Annotated in this window: 24 protein-coding genes; 8 read left to right on the top strand and 16 right to left on the bottom strand. The window is 38.9% G+C overall.

Translation table 11 applies throughout. The annotated features are described in order from the left end of the window. Positions 1 to 15: 15 nt before the first annotated feature. The 3 genes from ACVBDU_RS11610 to ACVBDU_RS11600 all read right to left on the bottom strand — a co-directional run bounded on the left by ACVBDU_RS11610 (position 16) and on the right by ACVBDU_RS11600 (position 2,635). Entirely contained in the window at positions 16 to 597 is a 582-nt protein-coding gene (locus tag ACVBDU_RS11610) for a TetR/AcrR family transcriptional regulator (RefSeq protein ID WP_447179921.1), read from the bottom strand. A gap of 208 nt (positions 598 to 805) precedes the next feature. Then, positions 806 to 1,726 (bottom strand): helix-turn-helix domain-containing protein, encoded by a 921-nt coding sequence (locus ACVBDU_RS11605; RefSeq protein ID WP_447179920.1) that lies wholly within the window; start codon positions 1,724 to 1,726, stop codon positions 806 to 808. Positions 1,727 to 1,735: 9 nt separating this feature from the next. Beyond that, complete coding sequence (locus ACVBDU_RS11600) at positions 1,736 to 2,635, bottom strand: NmrA family NAD(P)-binding protein (RefSeq protein WP_447179919.1); 900 nt, start codon at positions 2,633 to 2,635, stop codon at positions 1,736 to 1,738. 389 nt (positions 2,636 to 3,024) lie between these two features. Here ACVBDU_RS11600 and tnpA point away from each other — a divergent pair, with 389 nt between their 5' ends. From tnpA to ACVBDU_RS11560, 8 genes are all read left to right on the top strand, one after another. Continuing rightward, positions 3,025 to 3,471, top strand: coding sequence for an IS200/IS605 family transposase (gene tnpA / locus ACVBDU_RS11595; RefSeq protein WP_447179918.1), 447 nt, complete (start codon positions 3,025 to 3,027; stop codon positions 3,469 to 3,471). 511 nt (positions 3,472 to 3,982) lie between these two features. Next, positions 3,983 to 4,531 carry a TetR/AcrR family transcriptional regulator gene (locus ACVBDU_RS11590; protein ID WP_447179917.1) on the top strand — a complete coding sequence of 183 codons (549 nt, stop codon included), beginning with the start codon at positions 3,983 to 3,985 and terminating at the stop codon, positions 4,529 to 4,531. Positions 4,532 to 4,683: 152 nt separating this feature from the next. Next, a complete protein-coding gene (locus ACVBDU_RS11585) occupies positions 4,684 to 5,301 on the top strand; it encodes a TetR/AcrR family transcriptional regulator (RefSeq protein ID WP_447179916.1) in 618 nt (205 codons plus the stop codon). Between the two features lie 52 nt (positions 5,302 to 5,353). Further along, entirely contained in the window at positions 5,354 to 6,691 is a 1,338-nt protein-coding gene (locus ACVBDU_RS11580) for a TolC family protein (RefSeq protein ID WP_447179915.1), read from the top strand. A gap of 107 nt (positions 6,692 to 6,798) precedes the next feature. Continuing rightward, a complete protein-coding gene (locus ACVBDU_RS11575; RefSeq protein ID WP_447179914.1) occupies positions 6,799 to 7,887 on the top strand; it encodes an efflux RND transporter periplasmic adaptor subunit in 1,089 nt (362 codons plus the stop codon). Between the two features lie 11 nt (positions 7,888 to 7,898). Next, on the top strand, positions 7,899 to 10,973 hold the full coding sequence (locus tag ACVBDU_RS11570) for an efflux RND transporter permease subunit (protein WP_447179913.1): 3,075 nt from the start codon (positions 7,899 to 7,901) through the stop codon (positions 10,971 to 10,973). 22 nt (positions 10,974 to 10,995) lie between these two features. Beyond that, on the top strand, positions 10,996 to 11,775 hold the full coding sequence (locus ACVBDU_RS11565) for an SDR family NAD(P)-dependent oxidoreductase (protein ID WP_447179912.1): 780 nt from the start codon (positions 10,996 to 10,998) through the stop codon (positions 11,773 to 11,775). A gap of 215 nt (positions 11,776 to 11,990) precedes the next feature. Then, positions 11,991 to 12,239, top strand: a complete 249-nt coding sequence (locus ACVBDU_RS11560) for a hypothetical protein (RefSeq protein ID WP_447179911.1) — start codon at positions 11,991 to 11,993, stop codon at positions 12,237 to 12,239. Positions 12,240 to 12,352: 113 nt separating this feature from the next. Here the strand turns inward: ACVBDU_RS11560 and ACVBDU_RS11555 are convergent, their stop codons facing one another. The 13 genes from ACVBDU_RS11555 to ACVBDU_RS11495 all read right to left on the bottom strand — a co-directional run bounded on the left by ACVBDU_RS11555 (position 12,353) and on the right by ACVBDU_RS11495 (position 25,338). After that, positions 12,353 to 12,535, bottom strand: coding sequence for a hypothetical protein (locus ACVBDU_RS11555; protein ID WP_447179910.1), 183 nt, complete (start codon positions 12,533 to 12,535; stop codon positions 12,353 to 12,355). Between the two features lie 121 nt (positions 12,536 to 12,656). Beyond that, on the bottom strand, positions 12,657 to 13,844 hold the full coding sequence (locus tag ACVBDU_RS11550) for a redoxin domain-containing protein (RefSeq protein WP_447179909.1): 1,188 nt from the start codon (positions 13,842 to 13,844) through the stop codon (positions 12,657 to 12,659). A 793-nt stretch (positions 13,845 to 14,637) separates the two neighbouring features. Continuing rightward, a complete protein-coding gene (locus tag ACVBDU_RS11545; RefSeq protein ID WP_447179908.1) occupies positions 14,638 to 15,486 on the bottom strand; it encodes a glycosyltransferase domain-containing protein in 849 nt (282 codons plus the stop codon). A 210-nt stretch (positions 15,487 to 15,696) separates the two neighbouring features. Beyond that, the gene (locus ACVBDU_RS11540; protein ID WP_447179907.1) at positions 15,697 to 16,527 is read right to left on the bottom strand and encodes a hypothetical protein; all 831 of its coding nucleotides are present in this window, start codon (positions 16,525 to 16,527) and stop codon (positions 15,697 to 15,699) included. Positions 16,528 to 16,575: 48 nt separating this feature from the next. Beyond that, positions 16,576 to 17,619 (bottom strand): glycosyltransferase family 2 protein, encoded by a 1,044-nt coding sequence (locus ACVBDU_RS11535; protein WP_447179906.1) that lies wholly within the window; start codon positions 17,617 to 17,619, stop codon positions 16,576 to 16,578. 100 nt (positions 17,620 to 17,719) lie between these two features. Beyond that, entirely contained in the window at positions 17,720 to 19,018 is a 1,299-nt protein-coding gene (locus ACVBDU_RS11530; protein WP_447179905.1) for an HlyD family secretion protein, read from the bottom strand. After that, on the bottom strand, positions 19,011 to 21,218 hold the full coding sequence (locus ACVBDU_RS11525; RefSeq protein ID WP_447179904.1) for a peptidase domain-containing ABC transporter: 2,208 nt from the start codon (positions 21,216 to 21,218) through the stop codon (positions 19,011 to 19,013). Before ACVBDU_RS11525 ends, ACVBDU_RS11530 begins: the two co-directional genes overlap by 8 nt. Positions 21,219 to 21,392: 174 nt before the next feature. Beyond that, positions 21,393 to 21,632, bottom strand: a complete 240-nt coding sequence (locus ACVBDU_RS11520; protein WP_447179903.1) for a hypothetical protein — start codon at positions 21,630 to 21,632, stop codon at positions 21,393 to 21,395. 112 nt (positions 21,633 to 21,744) lie between these two features. Continuing rightward, entirely contained in the window at positions 21,745 to 23,163 is a 1,419-nt protein-coding gene (locus ACVBDU_RS11515; RefSeq protein WP_447179902.1) for a TlpA family protein disulfide reductase, read from the bottom strand. A gap of 273 nt (positions 23,164 to 23,436) precedes the next feature. Then, the gene (locus ACVBDU_RS11510) at positions 23,437 to 23,664 is read right to left on the bottom strand and encodes a hypothetical protein (RefSeq protein WP_447179901.1); all 228 of its coding nucleotides are present in this window, start codon (positions 23,662 to 23,664) and stop codon (positions 23,437 to 23,439) included. Positions 23,665 to 23,696: 32 nt separating this feature from the next. Then, positions 23,697 to 23,930: a hypothetical protein gene (locus tag ACVBDU_RS11505; protein WP_447179900.1), complete on the bottom strand. Its 234-nt coding sequence runs from the start codon at positions 23,928 to 23,930 to the stop codon at positions 23,697 to 23,699. Between the two features lie 82 nt (positions 23,931 to 24,012). Next, on the bottom strand, positions 24,013 to 25,113 hold the full coding sequence (locus ACVBDU_RS11500; protein ID WP_447179899.1) for a TlpA family protein disulfide reductase: 1,101 nt from the start codon (positions 25,111 to 25,113) through the stop codon (positions 24,013 to 24,015). 9 nt (positions 25,114 to 25,122) lie between these two features. Further along, a complete protein-coding gene (locus ACVBDU_RS11495; protein ID WP_447179898.1) occupies positions 25,123 to 25,338 on the bottom strand; it encodes a hypothetical protein in 216 nt (71 codons plus the stop codon). Positions 25,339 to 25,432: the final 94 nt, after the last annotated feature.

The following is a 25,432-nucleotide window of genomic DNA, read 5'->3' as shown; positions in this document are numbered from 1 at the left end:
TACTCAAAAAAAAATTTAGTTGATTATTTGTAGTTGTAACTCAATTTGTTGTTTCAAAATTTCTTTATCTGGATAAACTCTTCGTAATGAGTTAATTCCACACCAAAGGGTAATTAAATATTTTCCTAAAGTACTTGCTGGTATTTTTGATTTGATGTTTCCTTTTTTCTGTTCTGCGAGAATAGTTGTGGTGTATAACTTTTCCGTTTCTTTTAAAATTTCTATTGCTTCATTTTCAAGTTCATTGTCTATAAAAGTCATTTCCACTATTGTATTTGCAACGATACATCCTTTCCAGTGAGATTTTTTTGATTGTGTTGCCACGCTAATGAAAAACTCTTTAATTAATTTGATTGGGTTATCACTATTTTCTAAGTTGATCTTAAAATCATTTAAATCTTCTCTTCGTTGTTGAAGAGATTTTTTGAAAAGTTCTTTTTTTCCTCCCTTAAATGTGTTGTATAAACTACCTGCTCCCGCTCCTGTCGCATTACTTAGATCGGATAAGGACGTGGCATTATAGCCCTTTTTCCAAAAAATATCTTGGGCTTTCAGAATCATTTCCTTGTCTTTCAATATTTTTGGTCTTCCTTTCATTTACTATTGTAATGATTGATACAAAAATAATAAAAAATTAAACGAATAGCTCAGGTATTAGGTTGTTTTTTTAGTTGCATTACCGCTAACTTGTTTTTGGGTAAGACTGCATTTTTAGGGAAGGCTTCAGTAATAATTGATCTTAACCTGGATATAAAAGTGAGGTTACGCCCTTGGACTTTTTAAAATATTGCTGGAAAATGTAGTATCATTTCGCAGACCCAAAACGTGCGCGAAAGATGGAAGGCGATTGCTTGGTCTTACTCTTGAACAGTTTACTAAACGACTGTGGATGTTCAAAACCCAGTTCAAAGGCGATCTCACTAACAGACAGCGCGGTGGTGGAAAGCTTTTCCTTGGCCTTTTCGATGAGTTTGTCCTGAATGTGCTGTTGGGTGGACTTCCCTGTGACGCTTTTTAAAAGGCCACTTAAATATTTTGGGGAGACATACAATCGGTCTGCTACTTCCTGGACCGTGGGAATTCCCGTGTCGATAAGGGATTCTTTACCGAAAAATTCATTTAAAAGCGTCTCCAACCGTGTTACGATCTTGTGGTTGGTAATGCGTCGTGTAATGAATTGCCTGTTGTAATACCGCTCCGAATAGGAGAGCAATAGTTCCAGTTGGGTGATAATAATAGTATGGCTGTAGTGATCGATATTGGTATGGTACTCTTGTCGGATAATCTTGAAAATACCGGTAATTGCTTCTTCTTCCTTTTTGGAAAGGAATAGGGCTTCATTGGCAGTATAATCAAAATATTCATATTGCTTTATGGTGGTAGCCAATGGGGTATTCCAAAAAAGATCGGGATGTACCATTAACATCCAGCCCGTTGGTTTTTCTTCCGTGGTTGCAAGCACACCAAATACTTGTCCGGGGGACATAAAGAGCATAACACCTTCATTGAAATCATATTCTTGCTGCCCATATTTTAATTTGCCATCCGGATGTCGCTTTAATGCAATGGTATAAAACCCCAAAACCAAACGCTCGGGGTCGTCGGCTTTGAGGTCCATATCGTCAAAATTGATCACGCTGACCAAGGGATGTTCCGGTGCCGGTAATCCCCTGAAGCTATGATATTCACTGATGGTATGGAATCTATAGGGAGCTTTGCCGGCCATGCATACAAGTTAGTGGTTATTTTGATAAACCATGGCAAACTCTTCGGCAAAATCCTTTAATTTGACTTCTCCCGTTTTTTGGGGTTTGTTTTTGATATAATCCTCAGCCAAATGCCCTGATTGTAACGCTGCATACATTTCGGTGAGCCCCTTGGCGATTTCAGGGTTCATTCCTATGGACTTAAGGCTGTTCGCTATCGCTTGGTCACTGACTATCTCCCATTTCAGCTTTGGTTTTCCAATAGCATTTCCCAGGATTTGTGCGGTTTCGTCCCCTGTCAATTCCTCACTGACCACATAACGAACAGTGCTGTTGGAATCCAAATTGGTAAGCTCTTCTGCTACCGCCTTTGCAATATCCCTGGGTGAGACCCATGGAATGGGCCTGCTCCCGTAGTTGGCGTAGATGGTACTATCCGATTTTATGGTTTCCATATAACCGTAGAGATTGTAATAGAATGAAGTGGGACGCATGTGGGTAATGGAAACTTCGGAAGGCAATGCATTTAATGTTTGCTCAACATTATGAGCTCCTCTTAAAATCCCATTTCCTTTATCCAAATGACCGCCGATCGTACTTAAGTTGACAACCCGTTTGATATCAGCTTCCAAAATAGCCTTTGCATAAATTTCCCCCAGTCTTTTGTAGTAGGCGATCAGGTCCAGATCCTGATCAAAATAATTGTTGGGGGGAACCATAGTAAATATGGAATCAGCCCCTTTAAAACTCTCGATCAGGAGGTTAATGTCCTCCAAATTGCCGATGACTGGCTCTGCACCTAATGCTGCTATGGATTCTTTTCGCTCCGGATTGCTGCTGATGATAGTAAGCTTATGTCCGTTTTCAATTAGATTTTTCGCCAATGGTTTTCCAATGTGCCCCAATGAACCTGTAATGGTAATTTTCATGGTTTTTGATGTATTAAAGATTTATAGGTACAAAATTGAAGATGTTATCACGCATACAAATAACCGGATTTCAGGTTTTTGTAGCCAAATGGGAATATCAGGGATGAAGGAAGATGAGATGAGATCATCCCTTAAAGACACATTAGAAATGCCAATCCTAATTTCCATGCGGTTAGGTTTGTTTCTATTTTGAATTGTACTTTCTTTGAAATACATCAATATACCCGCAAAGAACCATCCAATCGGGAATTCGGTAATCTTGTGTTCCTAACCAAGTAGAAAAAGTACGTAAAGAGAATTATTTTATGATTGTAAAAGCTTCCAAACGATAGGAAGTATCCGCCTGAATTATCGAGCCATCTAAAACTACTTTGTAAACAAAAAATACAATGCTTCAGCTGAACTCTTTAATCCATAGAATTCCCCCGAGGCTCTGTCTCGGGTGTAGCGTAAAGATATGTAAATTTGTGGTTATGGGTAACCATATCCGCAAGAGTCATAATAAGAGTTTACTACTATATCATTTTGTATGTCCAATAAAATATAGGCGTACTGCTCTTAGTGAATCCTTTTCGAAAACATTAAGTGAAATTTGTTTGCAGATAGAGGAAAGTTACGAGATATTATTTTTGGAGATTGGATTTGATGGCGACCATGTACATTTTTTGTTACAAGGCGTACCGTCAGATTTCCCCAAAAAGATTATTGGAGGCGTTTTCTATAAAGATTCATCCTTTTCCAGGGCATTCAGGAATACCAAAAGCGGAATTAATGGTTCGATCGTAGACCCAGCAGGCGCACAAAAGCCGGAGAGAAATCTTCGGCTTTTTTATTAGAATAAGGGTTATTTCTTCGCTGTTTTTTTACTCGGGTACAACATTTCGGTATTTTTATCTACCCCATATTTATTGTTAGCAATTGAATTTTTTTAGTATCAACCTATATTATAGGCTAAATATTTAAATAACTAGTATCATTTTACTTTCTTTCTGTTTTCTCATTTACTGGCCTAGACAAATTAATTGAACAGTGTCATATTAAAATTAATGGGATGCACATTTCCACCGTCCCAAGACGATATACTGACTTTAATCTGTTATTTGTTTCCAAAAAAAACAAAAACATCTTAGACCAAAATATAGGTCGTCAGGACTGTAGACGTGACTTTTGTTTAATGCATAATTTGGTAGCACTAAAGAAATTGTTTATACGTTTAAAAAATGAACAATGTTCAAAAATTTATTATCTTTGTAAAAAATTATGGCCAGCAAAAAGTATGGTTAAATAATGAACCCCATAAAAAAGTTGGGCAAGTCATAAATTTTTAAATCCAAACTTTGTTCCTCGATGCATAAAACTTCCAACACAAAAGACAACATCATGGAAACCGCGGAGAAACTGTTCGCGGAATCCGGGGTGAACGCGGTTAAGGTGGATGATATATGCGGACATCTGGCCATTTCCAAGAAGACCTTTTATAAATGTTTCCGGAGCAAGGAAGGCCTAACCTGGCAGGTAAGCGAAAAAATGCTATCATCCACTTATCGGAAAATCCTTGATACCGTGGATGATGGTGGCGATATCATAGCGGAAACATCAAATATATTTGATATCCTCATTCAGTTCTTGCATCAATTTTCCATATCCTTTTTTAATGATGTCAAAACACATTACCCCGATATTTTTGAGCGTTTTGAAAAAGTTAAGGGAGAAATCATAAAAAAGGTCATGGAAGAAAATATAAAAAAGGGAATTTCCCTGGGCGTTTACAATAAAGCCCTTAATGCCAGCCTCATTGCCCAATGGTGGTTTGAGATCATTTGGTTGGCCTATGTTTTAAAACATCCACCGGGACAGGTGAAGGACCTGTTCATCAACGGCCTTGTCAAACAATGAAGGATACAAGGGACTACCAGGAGAATATAAAAGCAAAAAATTATACTTTAAAGTTCTTATGTATAGGTAATTATAGTGCGTTTAGGAAATTTTATTCATAAAATGAACGACGTTCAAAAAATAATTATATCTTTGCCGAAGAAATTGTACCTATGAGCACAGCAGAAAGAAAAGCACGCGAAAAAGAAGCCTTAAAAGCACTCATTCTGAAAGGAGCGAAAAAACTCTTTATAGAAAAGGGCATTGAGCAAACCACTATACGGAATATTGCTGAGGAAATAGATTATAGTGTTGGGACGGTCTATGTGTATTTCAAAGATAAAAATGCCATTTTACATGACCTGCACTCCATAGGTTTTCAGGAATTGGGCGGATATTTTAAGGACTTATTTGTTATGGAAGACCCCATGGATCGCTTAAAGGAAATGGGCCGGGTCTATATAAAGTTTGCCCTGGAAAATCAAGAGATGTACGATCTGATGTTCAACTTGAAAGCTCCGATGGAGTTTTTGGAGAGTTCGGAAGAAGGAGGTTGGAATGAAGGAGTGGAAACCTTTAATTCTGTGAAAACCACCGTGGAACAATGTATGGCAAAGGGACATTTCAAGGGACATTCGGCAGAACCGTTGTCCTTTATGATATGGAGTTTGGTCCATGGCATGTGCTGCCTGGAGATACGGCAGCGGACCAGGGGGGTGAAATTCTCAAAACCGGAAAGCATCCTGTTCGACGGCTATAACGAATATGTAAAAATGATAGGAAAACTTTAATTTTTTTTACTCCAAAAAATGAACAACGTTCAAATAATAAACATCGTATAAAATGAAAAATGTAGTCCTAATGCTCGCAATTTATAGTGTCGGGTTTATGAGTTATGCTCAAAACAAACTTGACCACTATATAGAGGTCGGCCTCAAAAACAACGAGATTATCAGGCAGTATAACTTTGACATCAATAAAAGTATGTATGCCTTAAAAGAAGCGAAATCCCTGTTCTATCCCACGGTTTCCTTAAACGTCAACTACACTAAGGCAGATGGAGGAAGAACGATTGACATCCCGATCGGTGATTTGATGAATCCCGTGTACAGTACCCTGAACCAGCTTACCGGTTCGGATGCGTTTCCTGTTTTGCAAAACCAGTCGGAATTACTCAATCCGGATAATTTTTACGATGCCAGAATTCACACCACCATGCCCCTGTTGAATTTTGAGATCATCTACAACAAGAGAATTAAAGCACAGCAATCCACCTTACAGAAAATAGAACTGGAGATTTACCAGAGAGAATTGGTCAAGGAAATAAAAATAGCCTATTACAAGTACCTGCAATCTTTGGAAGGCATTAAAATTTATGAAGAGGCCCTGTTGCTTGTCAAAGAAAACCAAAGAGTTAACAGGGTGTTATTTAAAAATGATAAAATAAACCGTACTGCTGTTCTGAGAAGTGACAATGAAGTTATCCGCATTGAAGCCGACCTGAAAACGGCAGAACAGGTCAGCAACAATGCCAGGGCTCATTTTAATTTTCTGCTCAATCGGGAACTCGATACCAACATTGAGGTTGATGATGACCATGAAGACCTGCCAAATTTATTGGCAGAAGAAAACACCCGGAACAGGGAAGAACTTTTAAAACTGGATTTGGTAAAAGAACTTAATGACAATGTCAGTAAACTGACCCATTCTCATTGGCTTCCAAAATTAGGTGTTTTTGCAGATGTAGGTTTTCAGGATTTCGATTTTGATATCAATAAACAATCCCGCTACTACTTTGCCGGTGTCGGTCTGGAATGGAATATTTTTTCAGGGAACAAAAACAAATACAAACTCAGACAGGTAGAAGAGGACAGCAAAAAGATCAGTTCGCAGACAGATAATGTAAAGCAGCAATTATTACTTCAGTTTCGGGTAACTCAAAACAATTTGAATTCGGCTATGGAACAGTTCCATGCCGAAGAAAGCCAGAAAGCATCGGCCAGACAATTCAATGACGATATCACCAGGCTCTACAAAGAGGGACAAGCCATTTATATCGAACTCTTGGATGCCCAGAATCAATGGATAAATGCCCGTCTCAACGCAAATATAGCACGGTATAATACCTGGATCGCTTTTGCGGAACTGGAAAGGGCCAATGCGACTTTTAACATTAAATAAATAAAAAAGAACAGATGAAACACCTGTGATAAAGTTTCCTTTAGCACAAGCAAGTATGAATAAGGGTGTTCCATGTGACCGCTGAAAAACAAATAAAAAATATACACATGAAAAATAGATTAAAAATAACCGGAAACCACATAACTCTTGCACTCGCTGCATTGCTGCTAAGCTGTGGCAACAACAATGACACCGCCCAGGGAAACCATGAGATTGCTGTGAACCTTCACGCTGTTAAAAGCAAACAAATGGTACAACCTGTATATGGTTCGGGTTTGCTGTTTTCGGAAACAGAGGCCGTATTGTCCTTTAAAATCGGTGGCGTCATTCAGCAAATATTCGTGAAAGAAGGGGATGCCGTAAAAAAAGGGCAACTGCTCGCCAGATTGAACCTTACAGAGATTAATGCACAGGTTATCCAGGCCAAAAATGGAGCGGAAAAAGCCGATAGAGACCTTGCAAGGGGTAAAAACCTGTACGCTGATAGTGTCGCTACATTAGAAAATGTTCAAAATCTCACTACGGCCTTAAACATGGCAAAAGAAGGACTACGCATCGCCGAATTTAACCAACGGTTTGCTGAAATCAGAGCGGTATCCAATGGCAGAATTGTGAAAAAAATGAAAAATCAAGGCGAGTTGGTTTCACCGGGTATGCCTTTGTTTTTTATGAACGATACCGGAAGCGATCAGTGGAAATTACAGGTAGGCCTGGCAGATAAAGATTGGGCAAGACTAAAGGAAGGCGATAGGGCTACCGTTACTTTTGATGCTTATCCGGAGACGGAATTTGAAGGATTTGTTTTGCGTATGGCCGAAGGGGCCGACCCTGCCAATGGATCTTTTCAAGTGGAAATCCAGATAGACCCCAAAGGGAAAAAGTTTGCTGCGGGTTTATATGCCGAAGCTAAAATTATCCCTTCACAACCCGAAAATTATAAGGTAATTCCTGTGGAAGCACTTGTAGAGGGTTCAGGTAAAAACGGATTTGTATTTACCGTGGACGGTAAGGACCGGGTAAAGAAAATCCCGATCGAAACCGCCTTTATGCTCAACAATGAAATTGCCGTAAAAAGCGGCCTTGAAAATATTGATAAGGTGATCTCCGCCGGTTCCGGGTACCTGACAGAATATTCCACAGTCAAAATCGTTGATGCCGGCGAAAACGCAGGTAAGAACCAACATGTTAATGACTAACAGTATAAAAAATGAAAAATATCACATCTTTTTTTGTTAAAAATTCCTCCTTTGCAGTAGTATCCCTGATTGCCATTCTTGCATTGGGGATGAACTCACTACTTAATATGCCGCGAGGTGAAGATCCGGAGGTAAATTTCCCGCGATTCTTTGTTATTGCCGTCTATCCCGGGGCATCTCCGTTAGATATGGAAGATCAGGTAGTGAAGCCCTTAGAAGACCGTATTAATGAACTTAACGATATAAAAAAATTCAGAAGTATCATAGAGGACGGGCTTGCCGTGATTGATGTAGAGTATGAATTTGATGTGGACCGGGATGAAAAATATTCTGAAATGGTGCGGGAGGTCAATGCAGCGAGAAACGAACTCCCCGATGGTCTTTACCTTTTGGAAGTACAGGAGTTCAACTCATCAGACGTAAATATTTTCCAGATAGCTCTTATATCGGAAACGGCTTCCTATGCGGAAATGGAAAAAATAGCTGAGGACTTTGAAGAAGAATTGGAAAAGGTATCAGGATTTAAAAAAGTGGAAACCTGGGGATATCCCGAGCAGGAAGTAAAGGTAGAATTGAACCTGCAAAAAATCGCCCAGCATGGAATACCCCTTGATTACATCTATGGCGCGCTTCAATCCGAAAATGTAAACATCCCGGGAGGTGCCATCAATATGAACAGCAGACGGTTTAACGTAAAAACGAGTGGTGATTATGACGACCTGGAGGATATCCGCAATACCGTAGTTTTTGCCAATAATCACAAAATCATCAAACTCAGAGAGGTTGCGAACGTAGATTTTTCCTATCAGGAAGAGCAACACCGTACCCGGTTTAACGGGCACAAAGCGGTCCTGGTAACCGCCAGCCAAAAGGACGGACAAAATATTTTTAAAGTGGGTGATGACGCATGGCCAATCATCGAAAACTTTAAATCGAGCCTTCCGGACCATGTAAATATGGTGGTCAACTTTGACCAATCGGAAAACGTGAGGTACCGTTTGAAAAGCTTTGCAAGAGACTTTATCATCGCAATTTTATTGGTACTCCTTACCCTTTTGCCTCTTGGTACACGTGCGTCTATAGTAGTGATGATCTCCATTCCGCTGTCACTGTCCATTGGCCTGTTTGTGATGGACTCCTTAGGCTTTACCATCAACCAGTTGAGCATTGTAGGTTTGATCGTGGCATTGGGTATATTGGTTGACGATGCTATCGTGGTAGTAGAAAACATTGAACGGTATTTAAGAAACGGGGCAACCAGAATACAGGCTTCTATTGAGGCTGTGAAACAAATCGCAATGGCTGTCGTTGGGGTTACGGCAACTTTGGTGGTCGCTTTTCTTCCGCTATTGTACCTTCCCGGGGGCTCGGGTGATTTTATAAGGGGATTGCCTATGGCTGTGGTAACGACAGTGATTGCTTCTTTGCTCGTTTCACTGACGATTGTGCCATTTCTCTCCAGCCGCGTTTTAAAAACACATACCGAGACAGGTGAAGGAAACATCTTTATGAGGGCGTTACAGCGGTTTATAGACAACTATTATTCTAAAGTACTGGATGCTGCATTGGCAAAACCGTGGCTTACCATTGTCCTGGCAGGCGGTTTATTGCTCGCATCATTTGGCCTGATTCCGGTCATTGGGTTTAGCCTTTTCCCGAAATCCGAAAAACCTCAATTTCAGATCAATGTAGAATTGCCCCTCACCGCCAGTTTAGATGAAACAGATCGGGTGGTACAATACATTGAAGGCGTACTGCTGGAGCGGGACGATATCACCTACTTCACTTCCAATGTGGGGATGGGAAATCCTACCGTATATTACAATGTAAGACAGCGGGATCAGCAGCCCAATTTCGCCCAGTTATTTGTCCAGCCCGATTCCCATAATTATAAAGAGAAGGAAGTTATCATTAATGAACTACGAGAAAAATTCAGGCATTACCCTAATGCCAAAATTCAGGTAATAGATTATGAGCAAGGGCCACCATTGGAAGCCCCGGTTGCGATCAGGGTTTTTGGTAAAGACCTGGATACGCTGAAAAGCCTGGCACTTCGCGTGGAAAAAATCATTGAGGATACTCCTGGCTCTACCTATATCTCAAATCCCATTGCGAATAAAAAAACGGACCTGAAAATCAGTATCAATAAGAAAAAGGCAGGATTGTATGGTATTCCGACAGCAGCCATTGACCAAACGGTAAGAATGGCTATTGCCGGGCTGCCCATGGCAACATTTTCCAAAGGGGAAGGTGAAGATAAAATAGATGTAGTGGTTACCTTCCCCCGTGAAAAATTTCCTACGATGGATGTTTTGGACAATCTCTATGTTTATTCCCATACCGGGAAAGCAATCCCGTTAAGGCAGGTGGCAGACATCACTTTCGAGTCGGATTTTTCAAAAATATACCATTATGATAAATCCAGGTATACCTCCGTAAATGCCCATGCGGTAAACGGGGTAAAGTATTCCACACTCAACGCAAACATCATCGGGCAACTTGACCAAATGGAATTTCCTGAGGGATATTATTATAAAGCGGCCGGGGAACTGGAAAATAAAGATGACGCATTTGATGGCGTTGAGGTTGTAGGGATGATCTCCGGCATGCTCTTTTTGCTGATCCTGATTCTTGAATTCGGGTCTTTCAAGAGTTCATTGATTGTGCTTTCGGTCATACCTCTTGGAATGATTGGTGCCTTTGTCGCACTATGGCTTACAGGTAACCCGTTGTCCTTTACCGCCGCCGTAGGGTTTATTGCCCTTATAGGGATTGAAATAAAAAACTCCATCCTGCTGGTGGATTTCACCAATCAGCTCCGATCTGAGGGAGTTGAACTGATGGAAGCCATCAAAACGGCAGCGAAAACGAGGTTTGTCCCCATCACGCTGACTACGTTAACCGCTACTTTGGCCCTGGTACCCTTGATTATGGATGGCAATCCGTTATATTCGGGCTTGGTTGTGGTACTAATGGGCGGACTGATCAGCTCTACCCTGCTGGCATTTCTTGTATGTACGGTGGTTTATAAACTAATGCCCCCGGAGGTCGAGGTAATTAAAAATAAAGAAGAGTTGGAAAATTAAATAATCATAAAATCAGAATAAAATGAAAGAATACATATTAATCACTGGTGCATCATCCGGAATCGGTTATGAGATGGCCCAACAGCTTGCCGCCTTAAAACACAACCTGATCCTCACTGCCCGCAGTGAAAACAAATTGGAAGCCATGCGGCAGGAATTATCCTCAAAGTACGGAATAGTTGTACATTATATAGTCAAAGATCTAAGTAGCACGGACCAGGCGGTAGAATTGTTCAAGGCCGTCAAGGTGGCAAACTACCGGGTGTCTTATTTGATCAACAATGCCGGATTTGGCAATTATGGCAGTTTTCTGGAAACATCCCTTGAAGAGGAGTTGCAGATGATCGATCTCAACATCGGCAGTCTGGTGGTGCTTACCAAAATGTTTGCAAAAGATATGGTTGCCCAAAAGTCGGGAAGGATTATGAATGTATCCTCTTTGCTCGCATTTTTGCCTTTTCCTTACTATTCGGTATATTCAGCTACCAAATCATTTGTCCTGGCATTTTCAGAGACCCTTGCAGCAGAATTGGAAGGAAGTGGTGTAGTGGTTACCACGCTTGCCCCTGGTATTACAGAAACGGCGTTTGTTTCATCGGAAATGCGGAAAACCAATCTCTTGAAATCCAACAAACCCACCCCCGTAAAAACAGTGGCTACAGCAGGGGTAGAACTTTTGCTGCACGGAAAAGGGAAGAAAATTGTGGGATTTCAAAACCGGTTTAATGCCATTCTTGCAAGGATAGTGCCCAATTCTGCGATGATGAAAATCAAGAAGAAACTCGCAAGTGTTGAATCATAATGGTCAGGATTGGAGGAGGAAGTATGTGATCTGAATTAGAACAAGTAAAATCTAAAACGATGAGTTTACAGTATGAAATAACAGTTATTGGCTCTGGTCCGGGCGGAACCTGTACCAATATTAGGTGTATCCCTTCCAAAGCATTGCTCGACAGTTCAGAGCATTATCATCAGGCTCAGGAGTGATTTAAGGCACATGGCATCTAAGTGACCGGTGTGGAGCTGGATTTTCAACAGTTCATTAAAAAAAGCGAGGTGGTTTCGCAAAATACCTCCGGACTGAATTACCTGATGAAGAAGAACAAGATCGATGTGTTCCATGGCTTGGGCAGTTTCGTCGCTAATGAGTGTGTTCAGATAACGGATTCCAAACAAAACAGGATGACGATTCGCTATAATGGTCCCAGTGGAAACCGTTCAAAACAGTTTGTGCCTGTCCCTATGGCTCTGGCCTTCTTGTCATAATCTCCATGGTCTTGTACGCCTTCAAACGAATTTAAACTATAAAAATTTAATCCCAAGATTAAACAAAGCCTTGGGGTCATCACAATTTTAAAGTGAGATGATTGAAAGGATAACTATAAATCCCACAGGTCATCATTTTTCAAGGACATATCCTCATCTTTCTCTCCCATTACTCTTTCCAAGAACTGCAAAAGTGGGATGATTTGTTCGATTGGGTTCCTTTCACCGCACTTGGAGGGATTTTTCTTTGAAATCCCTCTTTTTTTTCGAGTTCGATCAATCCTTTTTTTTTTCATTTTCTGATAGTTATAGTTGAGTGTTTCAATAATGTAGGAGGTTCGATACTGACCGTTAGAATAGTAAAATTGATTATCGAACATTATAGTGATTAATTCTCTTTTTTTTGCACCTAACATGTCAATTGAGTATACTGTCTATTTTTTGATAAAACGTTTCCGTTTCCCCCTCAAATATCCCCAAAACTTTGTGCTGCTTGTCTATAATGACTTTAGTGGGATAAATGGTGACTGCATATTTTAAAGAAACATCTGTTCCATGGTCCTCTTCATTGAGTAATTGTGTCCAATGTACATTATGCTCTTCCACAGCTTTCCTCCATTTCTCTTCATTATCATTACACGCAATACCCACAAACTCAAGCCGCCCTTTATATTTCTTGTAATATTCCTTCATCTTTGGAAATCCCTTAATACAGGGATAACACCAGCTTCCCCAGAAATCCAATACTACATATTCATAGGGAGAATCGTGCAGTTCAAAGGTTTTTCCCTGTAAATCCTTTAATTTGAAATTCGGTGCAACACCCCCTTTAGGAACTATTTCCTTTTCCTTTCTCTTTTCCTTTTCATTCAAATATTGCACCCGATAGATCTCATGATCTATAAGTTCCTTAAATACACCATTGCGAACCTTAGCATCAAACTTTCCAAAATTCTTGTGTAAAAGACCATGATTTAATGACAAATAAACGGCAAGTTCTTTGTCGTAATTATTTTCAATATAATCCTTATCTATTTTAGAAGTTTGCTGGTAACTGTGTTTAATCTGTTGGGTGAGTTCCTCAATTTTAAGCGTATCCAGATTATGAAATCTTAAGGAATCCCTCAATAAATAATCGCTATCCTTTTGTACAAAATATTTGATTTTCTTTTTATGTAACTCGCGGAATTGATAATTAACTGACGAACCTTTTACCTCATAATTTATGAAATACTTTCCAGCTACACCCTGAAGTTGAACGTTCTCTTGTGGAGAAAGTTGTAAAATTATCGTTTCAGCCTTGTGGAAGAAAGGAGTACTATCAAGTTTCAAAGATCCTTTTACCGGAGATATTTCTACAAGTAGGGGAGTGTTCCCCTTAAGATCGTATACGAATTTATCATTTTTCACGAAAATGGTATCCGTTCTGTAGTCCAGATTAGTTTTAAATTGCTTCTTAAAGGGTTTACTCAAATCAACATAACTGACTAATAAAGTATCGTTCCCGAGCCCTTTGATTTCTCCGTGTAAGGAATGTTGTTTCGTACATGAAAAAAATTGAAACAGTAGTATTAATACAGCACCGATTAATATTGGTTTAGGCATAGTTTCCTGGTAATTATTTTAATAATATATAATAAAACTGTCTAAATAGATTTTAGAGATTTACGGAGGTATCCATTCTATTAGGTCAAGGTATTTAGTGATAACAAATTTCAAGTAATGAAACTATGACATCAACCGTAGTCTTATAGTAAAAGATCCCATGAAAACACCAAAAAGAATTTAGACAGTTTTCAAATTAACAAATAATCAATCCTTTAGAAGGGATTAACTATTTTATACCTCACGCGTCCTGACAGGTTGCTTCACAATCTGCTTGGGACTCCTTGCAATTTACCACTGAGCTTCCAGGGCAAACGCATTCGTATGGAGCATCAGCTGGGCAACTACCATCATAGCCCCCATAACCTCCATCACCTCCGAATACAGTTTTAAGATCATTTCGGTGAAGCATCTCTTCTGCCTCTAAAGGCAAATTTTCTAATTTTAATTTTTCCATTATTTATAAATTAAAATTTATATTAACCCTGAACATTTAAAGACACTCAGGGACTGTGTCTATAACTACTATCTTTTTAAATTGTTACCTGCTAAAAGATGATAACAACTATTATTTACATTAATAAATTCCTACTTACGTGTAGGTCACAACGGGCACACATTTTTACAACATGAAAATATGCGTGTTTGAAAAATAGTATTCAACTTGTTTCATTAAACCATCTTTATTGTTTTCGAATAAAAATTTGTTCAGATTGGATATGAACATTTATTTTTTAAATCAAGGCTCTTCACTATCCTGAGTTTATCATACTTTCGTTATTGTTCTTAAAAACTAAAACTGAACGACCTCTGCTTTTTTAATTTTATCATATTTCAGAATCTTAGCTATCCGGTCAGGGAATAGATTATGTATATATAACTCTTTGAATATATGCGTAGTGATTGGGTTAAAAAAGTGAAGGTGAGGTATCAGGGATACTTCTAATACATCAATCAGTTCCATAATTCGCTTTTTTTCGATCTTATAGACATTAGCATGCTCACCCAACCTGGCATACTCATGAATCTCAGTACTGAAAAGGTCCAAAGGAGTATCGGTGGTTATAAAAATCCTGGATTCGGTATCTATTTCAATACATCCCGGTTTCGAAAAGTATTGCAATGTCCAGAAATACTGATTGCTCCATTTATATTTACTTTCGTAACTATCGATCTGCTCATTTTTAATGTCAAATGAACGCAAGATTTCAGGTGCGTCCCATGAATTTTCTTTCAGGATATTTAAAATATCCTGCACTTTACAAATAAACCCGCCACTGTTTAAGAACCTGGAGTAATTCCGGCTCACCCTGTTATATATCTTTATCAGCTCCGGCTCCGGCCAACAATTTGCTTCTGATGAAAATACCATCGGCTTTTGAAACTGTTCATATCTCCGGACCACCTCCGAAACCCCATTCAACATCATGGCATCGTATCCATCGGTAAACAGAATGATTTCATCCGGAGATTTCAAGCTTTCCAAATAAGGCACCAGAACCTGATCTTTAATACGATGACTTTCCCACGGCTTTGTCGGGTTTAAAATGACTAGATGAAAACCAAAAAATTCACACGACGGAACAAGAAATTTCCGAAAATAAAAATTGTTCACATCAGTAACGACAGTTATTACTTTCATTATAAGTATTTTATTATTCTACTTCCCTCTCGCACCAGAATTTGGCCTGAATTTGATATATCCTGGGATCTGTCCCAATATGTTTCCAAATCCCTGGCATAACACTCTTAGCATTCCATCGATGACAATTCATTTGGTCCACGGCTCCACACTGTAACTATTCCAGATCCGAATTATTAAAATTTAAACTCTTTGGTACAGTTTCTATATTTAAATGAGGCTTTCTTCCATTTCCATGCATTTGGCAAGTAGATAATATGCGGTAAACCTTTCCTTAAAACCAAATGCGTTATTTATATTGTATAACAGCATGCGTAAGTGCTCATTCGTATCTTCCTTTAACCATTCCAGGTTAATAGCTACAATATCATGTAATTGCTCCCTTATAGTATTGGCCTTTGAAGTGCTGTCCTTTAATAATATTGCAATAGCCTTTCTATTATTTTTGAAATTGTCATTATTAATTTTCTCCAATTTATCGATAGCTACACTCGTATATTTCCTTTCCTGATCTATTAAAAGAAACTCCATAAAAGATACTACCTGCGACCTGTCCAACTCTAACCTTTTCATTATCAAAAAACAAAAAATCATAGTCAGTTCAACAGCATACTCCAGGGTATCTTCTTTGTATTCTTTAAAAACCGATATCAATAGTTTTGAAATTGCCCTGTCTGCTTTTACCTCTCTCAAAGACCTCACTTCCTTGTCATATACTCCATAGTATATTTTATTAGGTTCAAAATCGCAAAAGACGTCTTCTTTTGCGATGGACCCGGAGCTACCGTTTATCCGATTTTGCCCTAAAAAACACTCTAAATGTTTACTAATTTCAGTGACTATTTTAAGAATATTTTCTTTTTGGCCGATTACAAAAAGTTGAACGTGATCCCCTCTTGTATCCATAAGCTGAAGGGAAAAAAAAGAGGGTATTGTTCCTTTTTCTATAAGGGGATAGATCCCGTTAACGATCAAATCATACCAACCGATTCGTGGGTAAAAGACCGATAGGCTTACGGCACTGTTTTTAGCTAAGTTCATATCAATTCATCTCAGGCATAACAACATAAAAAACTTGGGGTCACATACTCATATTTCTCCAAAGGCATTATTGACTACAATTTTCCTGGTGTTCTTATTGGTTATCATTTTACTCCTGTTTTCTATCTGGGAGTAAAACATTATTAATTCTTCGGTAATACGGTATTTGGTGCATTTGTTATATATCATTTCATTACCTTTTGCTATGACCAAATCACGATCTGAAATGATAAACTTTAGTTTCCTATTATCCATGTTCGTAATCAGGTAATCTTGTGCTGCTTTCCAGGTACCATACCTCCAGGAAAATTCTTTCAATTCGTAGGCATAATCGAATTTTCTGTTTTCTGCAAATATATTGTCCACAGACTCCGAATTCTTAAGCCTGTTTATGGTCATGGTTCCAAAGGAACATGTTCCGTTCCTGAACAAGAATAATAACTCTGAACTGAAATGATTAATATGTCGGATATACACGGCATTAATTTCATTCAGATATTCTTCATTTTTCAAACGCGATTCATTATCATGCCGGATTACCTTCAAAAAGGTATCGCTCCCGATATGAGAAGCCTCAAGCCCCAATATTTCGAGCCGATTCACCAGGTCGAAATCTTCAAAACCATAACCTACCATACTCTCATCATACCCTGTAATAGTAGTAAAATGTTTCTTCGGCACACAAATTCTACCGTAACAATCCTTGGAGAAAGCGTTTTTATTTACACTTAAAAAACTATTGGGTTTCTTTGAAAAATGATCGTTTACATAGGCGGCAAAACCTTCCCCCAAGTAATTGTCGGCGTCAACATTACAGATGATATCCCCGGTGGCCATTTTTGCCGCAATATTTTTGGCATGACTTCGGCGAAAATAGCAGGGTTTCCTAGTTTCCGCATAGATAAGTGTTTTATCCTCAAGGTAGCCCCTCATTTCATTATTTATCCAGGTATCCAGGCCATCGGTGGAATTATAATTTAGTACAACAAATTCCACATCCGGGTACGAAAGGTTATCCTTTATGTTTTGGGGTAAAGTTTGTTTTAGATATTCCAGACGATTCATACAAACGGTACAGAATGATATTTTCATTGTTTAATTGGTATTTATCGGCATAAAACCTGGTTAATCTCTATTTTTTTTAAAAACAAAACGGCTTGGTGTCATCTACAGCAGTCCTAAACAAGGTTATTTATCTTTGAAACACTCCTCTCATTTTGTAAAATAATCGTTCGGCTACACTAAGATCCTCGGTTATAATTTCCGCGCTCCCTATCAGTTCCTGATTAAATTCGATTTCTTGATGATAAGAAGTTAAGGTTCCATCAGGTAATTCAGTGTATACAATATAGTTTCCCTGGTCGTCCAGGGATATGGAAATATTTTTCACTTTACCTACCAGCATACCATACTGTTGGTAAGGATAGTTGTCCAGTTTGACCAATACTTTCTGGTCTATATTGACCTTTCCGGCATTCTGTGAGGCCAGGGTCATTTTTCCTACCAATACGGATTTGTCTTCGGGAAGTATGGAAAAAACAATGTCTCCATTATTCACATTCTGGTTTACGCCCCAAAAATTCTGAAAGCTAATAACCCCATTGATGGAAGAGGACAGTACGTAATTATATTCCCAGTCCCGAACAGCTCTCTTTAAGGAATTATAGGATTGAATCAAATTTTTCAGGAATCTAGTATCATCTTCCTGTTTATTAATATACGTGTCTTTTAAGGTCTGGTTCGCCGTAGCAATGGCTTCTCTCATCTGCGATATCGATATGGCCATATTATTGATATGCTCTTGCATTTGGATATACTCTATTTCCTTGGTTTCAAATTCCTGACTGGATATTACTCCCTTATCGTACAGGCCTGTATATCGATTAAATTCAGATTTCGCCAATACTGCCTTTTGTTCCAGGAGTCCTTTCTGAGCTATTTGGTTTTCCAACCGTTTTTTCACTTCCTTGAGCGCTTCCCTGTTTCCCGTAAGTTGATTGTCATAAGGTTCTAGGCCCTGTAATAAAAAATACTCTACATAACTTTTTTCAAATTCTATATAAGCGGGTTCAATATCTCCCAGTATAAAATTAGAAACAGAGTCTATGGGAAATGAAAAATCATTTAACTTAAAATGCAGGGTATCCAATATGGCTTTCAGCCGGAACACATGTTCATAGTTTGCCGTATTCTTAATAATCGCCAATTGTTGTCCAATATGTACAGTATCCCTGTTTTTAATAAATATTTTTTCAATCTGCCCCGGATAACGGGCTATTACCTTTTCGGTCGGTTGGCGGGTAGTCACGATAATCTTTGCCGAGAGGTAGTCCGGATATTCGATAATATAGGATAAAAAAATGATCAGGCAGGTAAACCCGAATACCAGGGTAATACCCCATCGTACGATCCAGACCGGGGGCTTAGTCAAAATTTCCTGAACCTCTTCCGATCTTAGGTTAAGTCTATTTTCTTCTGAATTTTCAGGCATCTGAATCTGCATTAATTTTTTCCAATTCCAACTGGTTTTTTACCAGGCTGTAATAGGTTCCTTTACTATCAATTAACTCGGTGTGTGAACCTATTTCCTTAATCTTACCCTCATCGATAACCACGATCTGATCTGCATTTCTAACCGTGCTTAGCCTATGGGCAATAACCACAACCGTCTTACCTTTAAAAAACGTCTTGAGGTTCTCCATAATAATTCTTTCGTTTTTGGCATCCAGGGCTGATGTGGCTTCATCAAAAAACAATAAATCAGGATTTTTGTATATGGCCCTTGCAATAAATAACCGTTGTTTTTGTCCGGTACTTACCCCAATGCCTTCATTTCCTATTTTAGTGTTAAACCCCAACGGGAGCGATCGGATAAAGTCATAGATATTGGCTATTTTAGTGGCATTTATCAATCGTTCCTGGTCAATGCTATCCACTCCAATGGCTATATTATAGGCAATCGTATCATTGAATATATAACCTTCCTGCATCACTACACCACAACGATCCCTCCACGATTTATGGGATATATTACTCAGGCCATGTGTCCCATAATTTATCTCACCCTTTCCGGGTTCATAAAATTTCAGGAGCAGTTTCATCAGGGTGGTTTTACCACTTCCGCTGGCTCCCACAATAGCGGTAATCTTATGGGCCGGAATATCTAAGTCCATATTTTTCAACACATACTCATCACTGCCTATATATCGAAAATAAACCTGACGTATCTCCAGGTCTCCATTTGGAAAAACTTTGGTTATAAATTGTTTCTCCTTGTTTTCTTCATTATCCTTATCATGAATTTCACTCAATCGCTCCATGCTTATTTTTGCATCTTGGTATGCCCTTATAAAGCTGACCATCTGGATAATGGGGCTATTTAACTGACCTATGATATACTGTATGGACAACATCATCCCCAAGGTGATATTCCCTTCTATCACCAGGACTGCCGACGTAAATGTGATAAAAATATTTTTCAGCTCGTGGATAAAAGAAGAGCCCACTCCCTGTGTCTGCTCCAAGACCAGGCTTTGGATCGATACATTGAATAAACGGGCCTGTACAAACTCCCAGCGCCACCGCTTCTGTTTTTCCGCATTATGCATCTTTATTTCCTGCATGCCATTAATTAGTTCAATGACGGTACTTTGTTCCTGGCTTAACTGCGAAAAACGTTTATAATCCAGTTCCTTTCTTCGCTTTAGAAAATAGAGTATCCACAGTATATAAATCAGGCTTCCTCCCATAAAAATGAAGAAAATGGAAGGACTGTAATAGATAAGCACAGCAGCAAATACAAACAGGTTTACAAAGGAGAACAGTGTACTCAGGGTAGATCCTGTCAATAGTCGTTCAATACGTTTATGGTCGTTGATACGCTGCATGATATCCCCGGTCATCCGGGTATCAAAATAGGCAATCGGCAAATCCATCAGTTTTATAAAGAAATCCGAAACCAGGGAAATATTGATCCGTGTGCTTAAGTGCAGTAATATCCAACTCCTAAAAACATCGACGCTGGTACGTCCGAGGAACAACATGACCTGGGCAAGTAAAATAATATAAATGAAGCCGATATCCTGGTTTTGTATCCCTACATCTACAATACTTTGGGTAAGAAAAGGAAAGATCAGTTGCAACATACTCCCTACCAACAGGCCGATACATAGTTGCAAAAGAAGCTTTTTGTATTTGAACAGGTACTGGAATAAAAATTTCAAAGACTTCTTGTCGGTATCCTCCCATTTTGTTTTTTTGAATTGCGGGGTAATATCAAGTAATAACGTAATGCCCTCCTTGGTGTTTTCCGTGGCATTATTACCGACCCAACGGGATATAAAATCATTTTTAGCATACGTAATCAGGCCATAGGCTGGGTCTGAAACATAAACAATATCATTTTTAATTTTATAAACAACCACGAAGTGGTTTTTATTCCAATGCACGATAAGAGGAAGTGGTGCTTGCTTAAGTTTATTAAAATTAAGTTTGGCCCCTATGGTTTTAAAACCAATAGCCTCGGCAGCGTCACTGAGTTTTAACAAATTACTTCCTGCGCGCGTCGTTTCGGATAATTCCCGTATTTCTTTCAGGGATATGAGTTTACCATAGTATTTGGCAATAATCCGTAAACACGTAGGTCCACAATCTTTGGAGTCGGGTTGTTTGTAAAAAGGGAATTCAGTCACTATTGGGTTACCTGTATTAGATCAATTGTTATTAAAAAATTAGTTTTTGTGTGCTTAGCGCCATTTCATAATATTGGATGTTGCCTGGTTTTACGTATACCCAAAGATGTATACAAGAGGAACATATTTAATGAGAATATGTTCCTCCAAAAACATTAACAATAGAATCAAAAATTAACATCCCTCGGTCGCTTGATGAGATAGGCCCTGATGACTTGAACAAATGTTCTTTGGATTGTACTCTTGACCCTTAGGAATACTTATTGCATAACCATCATTACAGTAAACGGTAACACCACAGGAATATCCACCGGAGTATCCGCCATCATATCCCCCAAAGTAGCTCTTCAACTGATTCCTTTCGAGCATTTCTTCTGCTTCAAAATTTAGATTCGTTAAACTTAATTTTTTCATAATAAAAAATTTAAAATTAGTATGACCTCGAACATTTATAGACACTCAAGGTTTGTGTCTACCTTTATAGAAGGTATATCATTCATTTCCATTTACCAGAGTTATATCAGGCTCATTCGGTTCCGTTTTTAGCTATAATCCTTTCTATCTTCTCAAACGCGTCTGTTCCTCCGCGATATATAATGTTAAACTGGTTATCCAGCAATATAAAGGTGGGATAACTGGTAACTCTTAACGCGGGGATTACAGACCCTTTCCTGTTATTCCTGTCTACAAAAGCATGAGACCAGTTCATTCCATTTTGATCGGTAAATTCCCTGACTTTATTGATATCATCATCAAGAGCGATACTTACAAAGTTGACCCTGTCCTGGTAACTGTGATGTAATTTTTTGATATTCGGAAGGAGTTCCTTACACGGTATACACCATGTACCCCAAAAATCCAATAGGATATATTTTTTCCGGCCCTTCACCATATCAGAAAGCCATACCCTTTTATGCTCCAGATCCGTCAGCTTATAATCTCCCATTTTATATCCCATCCGGTAACTGGAAAAATCTTCCCTATTTATCACAGATCTCTTTAGATACAACCTGGATAAATCCATCTCTAACCTATCAATCTCGTAGAATGCTTCTCCGAATTTTGCCGTGTCGTTAATGGCGTATTCGAAGTTGGTCTGAAAAGACAAATCCTCCTTATCATACGTCATAGAATCCGGTCTGATGATGATATTGGCCACTTCGTTATTTTTCCCCTGAACAGCTACTGTAAACTGAGTACCGCTCATCTGAATATCTCCTTTTCTGAAATCCCTTAAACGGGCCATCAAGGTGTAATTGTTCGTCTCAGGGTCCAGGTTTCTTTCCATTAGATAGCTATAGGGATGTCTGGTTTGGGGATGAACGCGGATCTTCCTGTTCATATCATACACCTTGCCGTCATAACAAACCTGGTAATAAAAATCTATGTCATTTTGTTGTCCCTCGTTTTTGCCTTGGGGAGGCATATTCCTGAAATCCCGGTCAAACTCCAAAATTTTATCGTCACTGAAATCACCATTATTGTTGGCATCTACGACAACCACCTGTTTGTTTTTTATAAATCCGGAAATGGCATTGAACTGGTATTTTATGCCTTGACCATATAAGATTGTATCTGCTACATGGTGCCTGGCCCTTTTAAGAAATTCTCCTTTATTAAAATATCCGTATTGATAGAGCTCATAATAGTGTGGTGTCATTTGCATAGAGGCCGAGACCAGCATCAGGCTGTCCAGTTCCGGAATTCCCTTAAAACCGGACATGCGTTTTTTATAAAGTTCGGGATAGGACTTTTTCAGGGTATATACCGGGAAATCCGTGTATCTTATCGGATCAAAACGGAAGTTCCCGGATATAGAGGGGTCCAGTGGAATTTCAAGTACCTCATTGTTGCCCACCGAGACTGTACTTCCCTTTTTTCTTTCGCAGGACGAAATAAGGATTAACAGGATCAAGTAGAGTACATGTATTTTTTGATCATACATTATGATAAAATTTACCGGAAGAACGATGCCTTTTTTAGAAATGTTTTAATTTTTAAGCAACTATTAAAGATCAAAAACTTAATTTAATATGACTCATAGAAGATCTTATTATACGTCAAATCCATATAACCGGTATCTTTATGGTTACATATAAAATGTACCGGATAATGTTTTTCACCTTTTATATAACGCCCTGTTGTAATATATAGCCCCAATGCCGGGCAGTCCGGTATTGGGACTATAACTTAAAAACCAAAGAGTTCATCCTGACCATCAAGCAGGCGCCACACACCTGGATACCGGGGAATTGATATCTTTACAGGCCTCCGGTGTAAGGCACATGCATTCAAGCCCATCAGGACAATCTGAATTTGTAGAACAGTCATCTAAGCAGTCTCCATATCCTCCATATCCTCCTCCGTACCCGCCAAAAATCATTTTTAGTTCTTCTTTTCGAAGTACCTCTTCCGTCTTTAATTGCTGTAAATCCAATTTTTTCATAATTTGGTGTTTTATAAGTGGTTAAACATTGATTAAGTAAATCTGCGAATGCATCTTTTTGCCCGGCAACCATCGGGGAATTGTATGGTGGCACAATATTCATCCAGGGCCTGGGAGCAATCATTATCGCTTTCGCAATAATCTATACACGCTCCATCATACCCTCCATACCCTCCATCATATCCTCCGAATACGGTTTTGAGATGATGTCTTTCGAGGATTTCATCTGTTTTCAACTCCAGTTTTTTTAAAGCTATTTTATTCATAATCATGATGTATTGGTTAATAATCACCCTGGAAAATCTAAGGACACCCGGGGTATCTGCCCATCTCCTTTAAGGAAACTTTTCAGTGTTTCAATTCCCTTATTAACAGTTCTTTCAATTGGTCCAATGGAATATTCTTTTGGATTACTCTACCCTGGTCATCAAGAAGAAAAGTGGTAGGGAAACTTCGAATCTTATCTCTTTTGGCATTAGATCCATTCTCATCCAGGTAGTGACTCCAGTTCAATTGTTGTTCCTCTATAACCTGTTGCCAGTTTTCCACATAAGCTGTTTTATCTGTAGCAATGCTAATAACTTCAAATCCCAGCGTATGATAAGTGTCAAACAATCTCTTGATTTCCGGGATTTTTTTTAAACAGGGTTTACAGGTACTGAACCAATAATCGATAAAGGCATACTTCGCCTTAGGCAGGCGGAGTACTTCCTGCTTTAGTTGTGAGGTTTGTAAAACTAATTCCGGGAATTTTTTTCCTCTCTTTATCCTGCTTGAAGCCATTTCCCCGTTAACCATTTTCCATAGGTGGCTTTCCTTCATCGTATCGGAGAAAGACTGTAGTACTTTTTGATACGACTCGGTATATCCCTGTTTTTCAAACCGCTCAATCAAAAACCACAGTGCTACAAAAGAATCGGGGTTCAGTTTTACATAAGCTGACAATTTCCGGTCGAATTCATCCCCGTTCCTATGACGAAACGATGGTAATACTGTTGTGGCACAATGGCTCTTATCCTTATCATCGTAAAAAAAAGGGACAAATTTTGTGCGGTATTCGTGATGGGTTTTTCCTTCTACCTCACTACAACTCCCCAGGGTATCTATAGTGATGATATTGGTAGAAGGATCAATAAAATAATCGCCGCCCCGTGAAGACAGTATGTTTTCTTCGCTTTTCAATCTTGTGACGAACATATGGGGGTAGCTTAGCTCTGAAACAAGATGAAATTTTTTATCCTTTACCACAGACGAGATACGCGTCACCTCGTAATATTTTTTGTCTATGGCAGAAGGAGTGAAAAAAAATATGGAATCATGGTCTTTCACATTTTCTACCAACCTGCCTTCAATATTCACCTCGGTTACCTGAGAAGAAAGCCTGTAGATATTACATATGAAAACCAAGAAAAGAATTCTCCTGATAATCTTGGGGCCATTGTTATCCATATCACACAGTTAGGCTATACAACAGTGTGTACATATATAGGCCTGGTGCTGTGCACTATACTCAGAACAGCCTGAATCACACCCATCATCGGCGTTACATCCGGCTCCATCTTCTCCATAGCCTCCGTAACCTCCATTATTTCCGCCAAGGATCATTTTCAATTCGTTTCTTTGAAGTACCTCGTCGGTTTGCAGAGGCCATTTGCTCAAGTTTAATTTTTTCATGACATACTATTTTTAAATTTAGACTTATATTCATTCGTGTTCCCCATATAAAAAAACCAGGAATCAAGACGCTATAGCTGAATAACGGCGGTTA

The sequence above is a fragment of the Sinomicrobium endophyticum genome, assembly GCF_052983315.1.
This window is presented reverse-complemented; position numbering and strand designations above follow the sequence as displayed.

Excerpts from the sequence above, each read along its gene's own strand:
- ACVBDU_RS11575 (WP_447179914.1), top strand. The coding sequence starts at position 6,799 with ATGAAAAATAGATTAAAAATAACCGGAAACCACATAACTCTTGCACTC.
- ACVBDU_RS11600 (WP_447179919.1), bottom strand. The coding sequence starts at position 2,635 with ATGAAAATTACCATTACAGGTTCATTGGGGCACATTGGAAAACCATTG.
- ACVBDU_RS11555 (WP_447179910.1), bottom strand. The coding sequence starts at position 12,535 with ATGAAAAAAAAAAGGATTGATCGAACTCGAAAAAAAAGAGGGATTTCA.
- ACVBDU_RS11545 (WP_447179908.1), bottom strand. The coding sequence starts at position 15,486 with ATGAAAGTAATAACTGTCGTTACTGATGTGAACAATTTTTATTTTCGG.
- ACVBDU_RS11590 (WP_447179917.1), top strand. The coding sequence starts at position 3,983 with ATGCATAAAACTTCCAACACAAAAGACAACATCATGGAAACCGCGGAG.
- ACVBDU_RS11495 (WP_447179898.1), bottom strand. The coding sequence starts at position 25,338 with ATGAAAAAATTAAACTTGAGCAAATGGCCTCTGCAAACCGACGAGGTA.
- tnpA (WP_447179918.1), top strand. The coding sequence starts at position 3,025 with ATGCTTCAGCTGAACTCTTTAATCCATAGAATTCCCCCGAGGCTCTGT.
- ACVBDU_RS11580 (WP_447179915.1), top strand. The coding sequence starts at position 5,354 with ATGAAAAATGTAGTCCTAATGCTCGCAATTTATAGTGTCGGGTTTATG.
- ACVBDU_RS11565 (WP_447179912.1), top strand. The coding sequence starts at position 10,996 with ATGAAAGAATACATATTAATCACTGGTGCATCATCCGGAATCGGTTAT.
- ACVBDU_RS11530 (WP_447179905.1), bottom strand. The coding sequence starts at position 19,018 with ATGCCTGAAAATTCAGAAGAAAATAGACTTAACCTAAGATCGGAAGAG.
- ACVBDU_RS11510 (WP_447179901.1), bottom strand. The coding sequence starts at position 23,664 with ATGAAAAAATTGGATTTACAGCAATTAAAGACGGAAGAGGTACTTCGA.
- ACVBDU_RS11515 (WP_447179902.1), bottom strand. The coding sequence starts at position 23,163 with ATGTATGATCAAAAAATACATGTACTCTACTTGATCCTGTTAATCCTT.
- ACVBDU_RS11500 (WP_447179899.1), bottom strand. The coding sequence starts at position 25,113 with ATGGATAACAATGGCCCCAAGATTATCAGGAGAATTCTTTTCTTGGTT.
- ACVBDU_RS11540 (WP_447179907.1), bottom strand. The coding sequence starts at position 16,527 with ATGAACTTAGCTAAAAACAGTGCCGTAAGCCTATCGGTCTTTTACCCA.
- ACVBDU_RS11610 (WP_447179921.1), bottom strand. The coding sequence starts at position 597 with ATGAAAGGAAGACCAAAAATATTGAAAGACAAGGAAATGATTCTGAAA.
- ACVBDU_RS11535 (WP_447179906.1), bottom strand. The coding sequence starts at position 17,619 with ATGAAAATATCATTCTGTACCGTTTGTATGAATCGTCTGGAATATCTA.
- ACVBDU_RS11520 (WP_447179903.1), bottom strand. The coding sequence starts at position 21,632 with ATGAAAAAATTAAGTTTAACGAATCTAAATTTTGAAGCAGAAGAAATG.
- ACVBDU_RS11505 (WP_447179900.1), bottom strand. The coding sequence starts at position 23,930 with ATGAATAAAATAGCTTTAAAAAAACTGGAGTTGAAAACAGATGAAATC.
- ACVBDU_RS11585 (WP_447179916.1), top strand. The coding sequence starts at position 4,684 with ATGAGCACAGCAGAAAGAAAAGCACGCGAAAAAGAAGCCTTAAAAGCA.
- ACVBDU_RS11605 (WP_447179920.1), bottom strand. The coding sequence starts at position 1,726 with ATGGCCGGCAAAGCTCCCTATAGATTCCATACCATCAGTGAATATCAT.
- ACVBDU_RS11570 (WP_447179913.1), top strand. The coding sequence starts at position 7,899 with ATGAAAAATATCACATCTTTTTTTGTTAAAAATTCCTCCTTTGCAGTA.
- ACVBDU_RS11550 (WP_447179909.1), bottom strand. The coding sequence starts at position 13,844 with ATGCCTAAACCAATATTAATCGGTGCTGTATTAATACTACTGTTTCAA.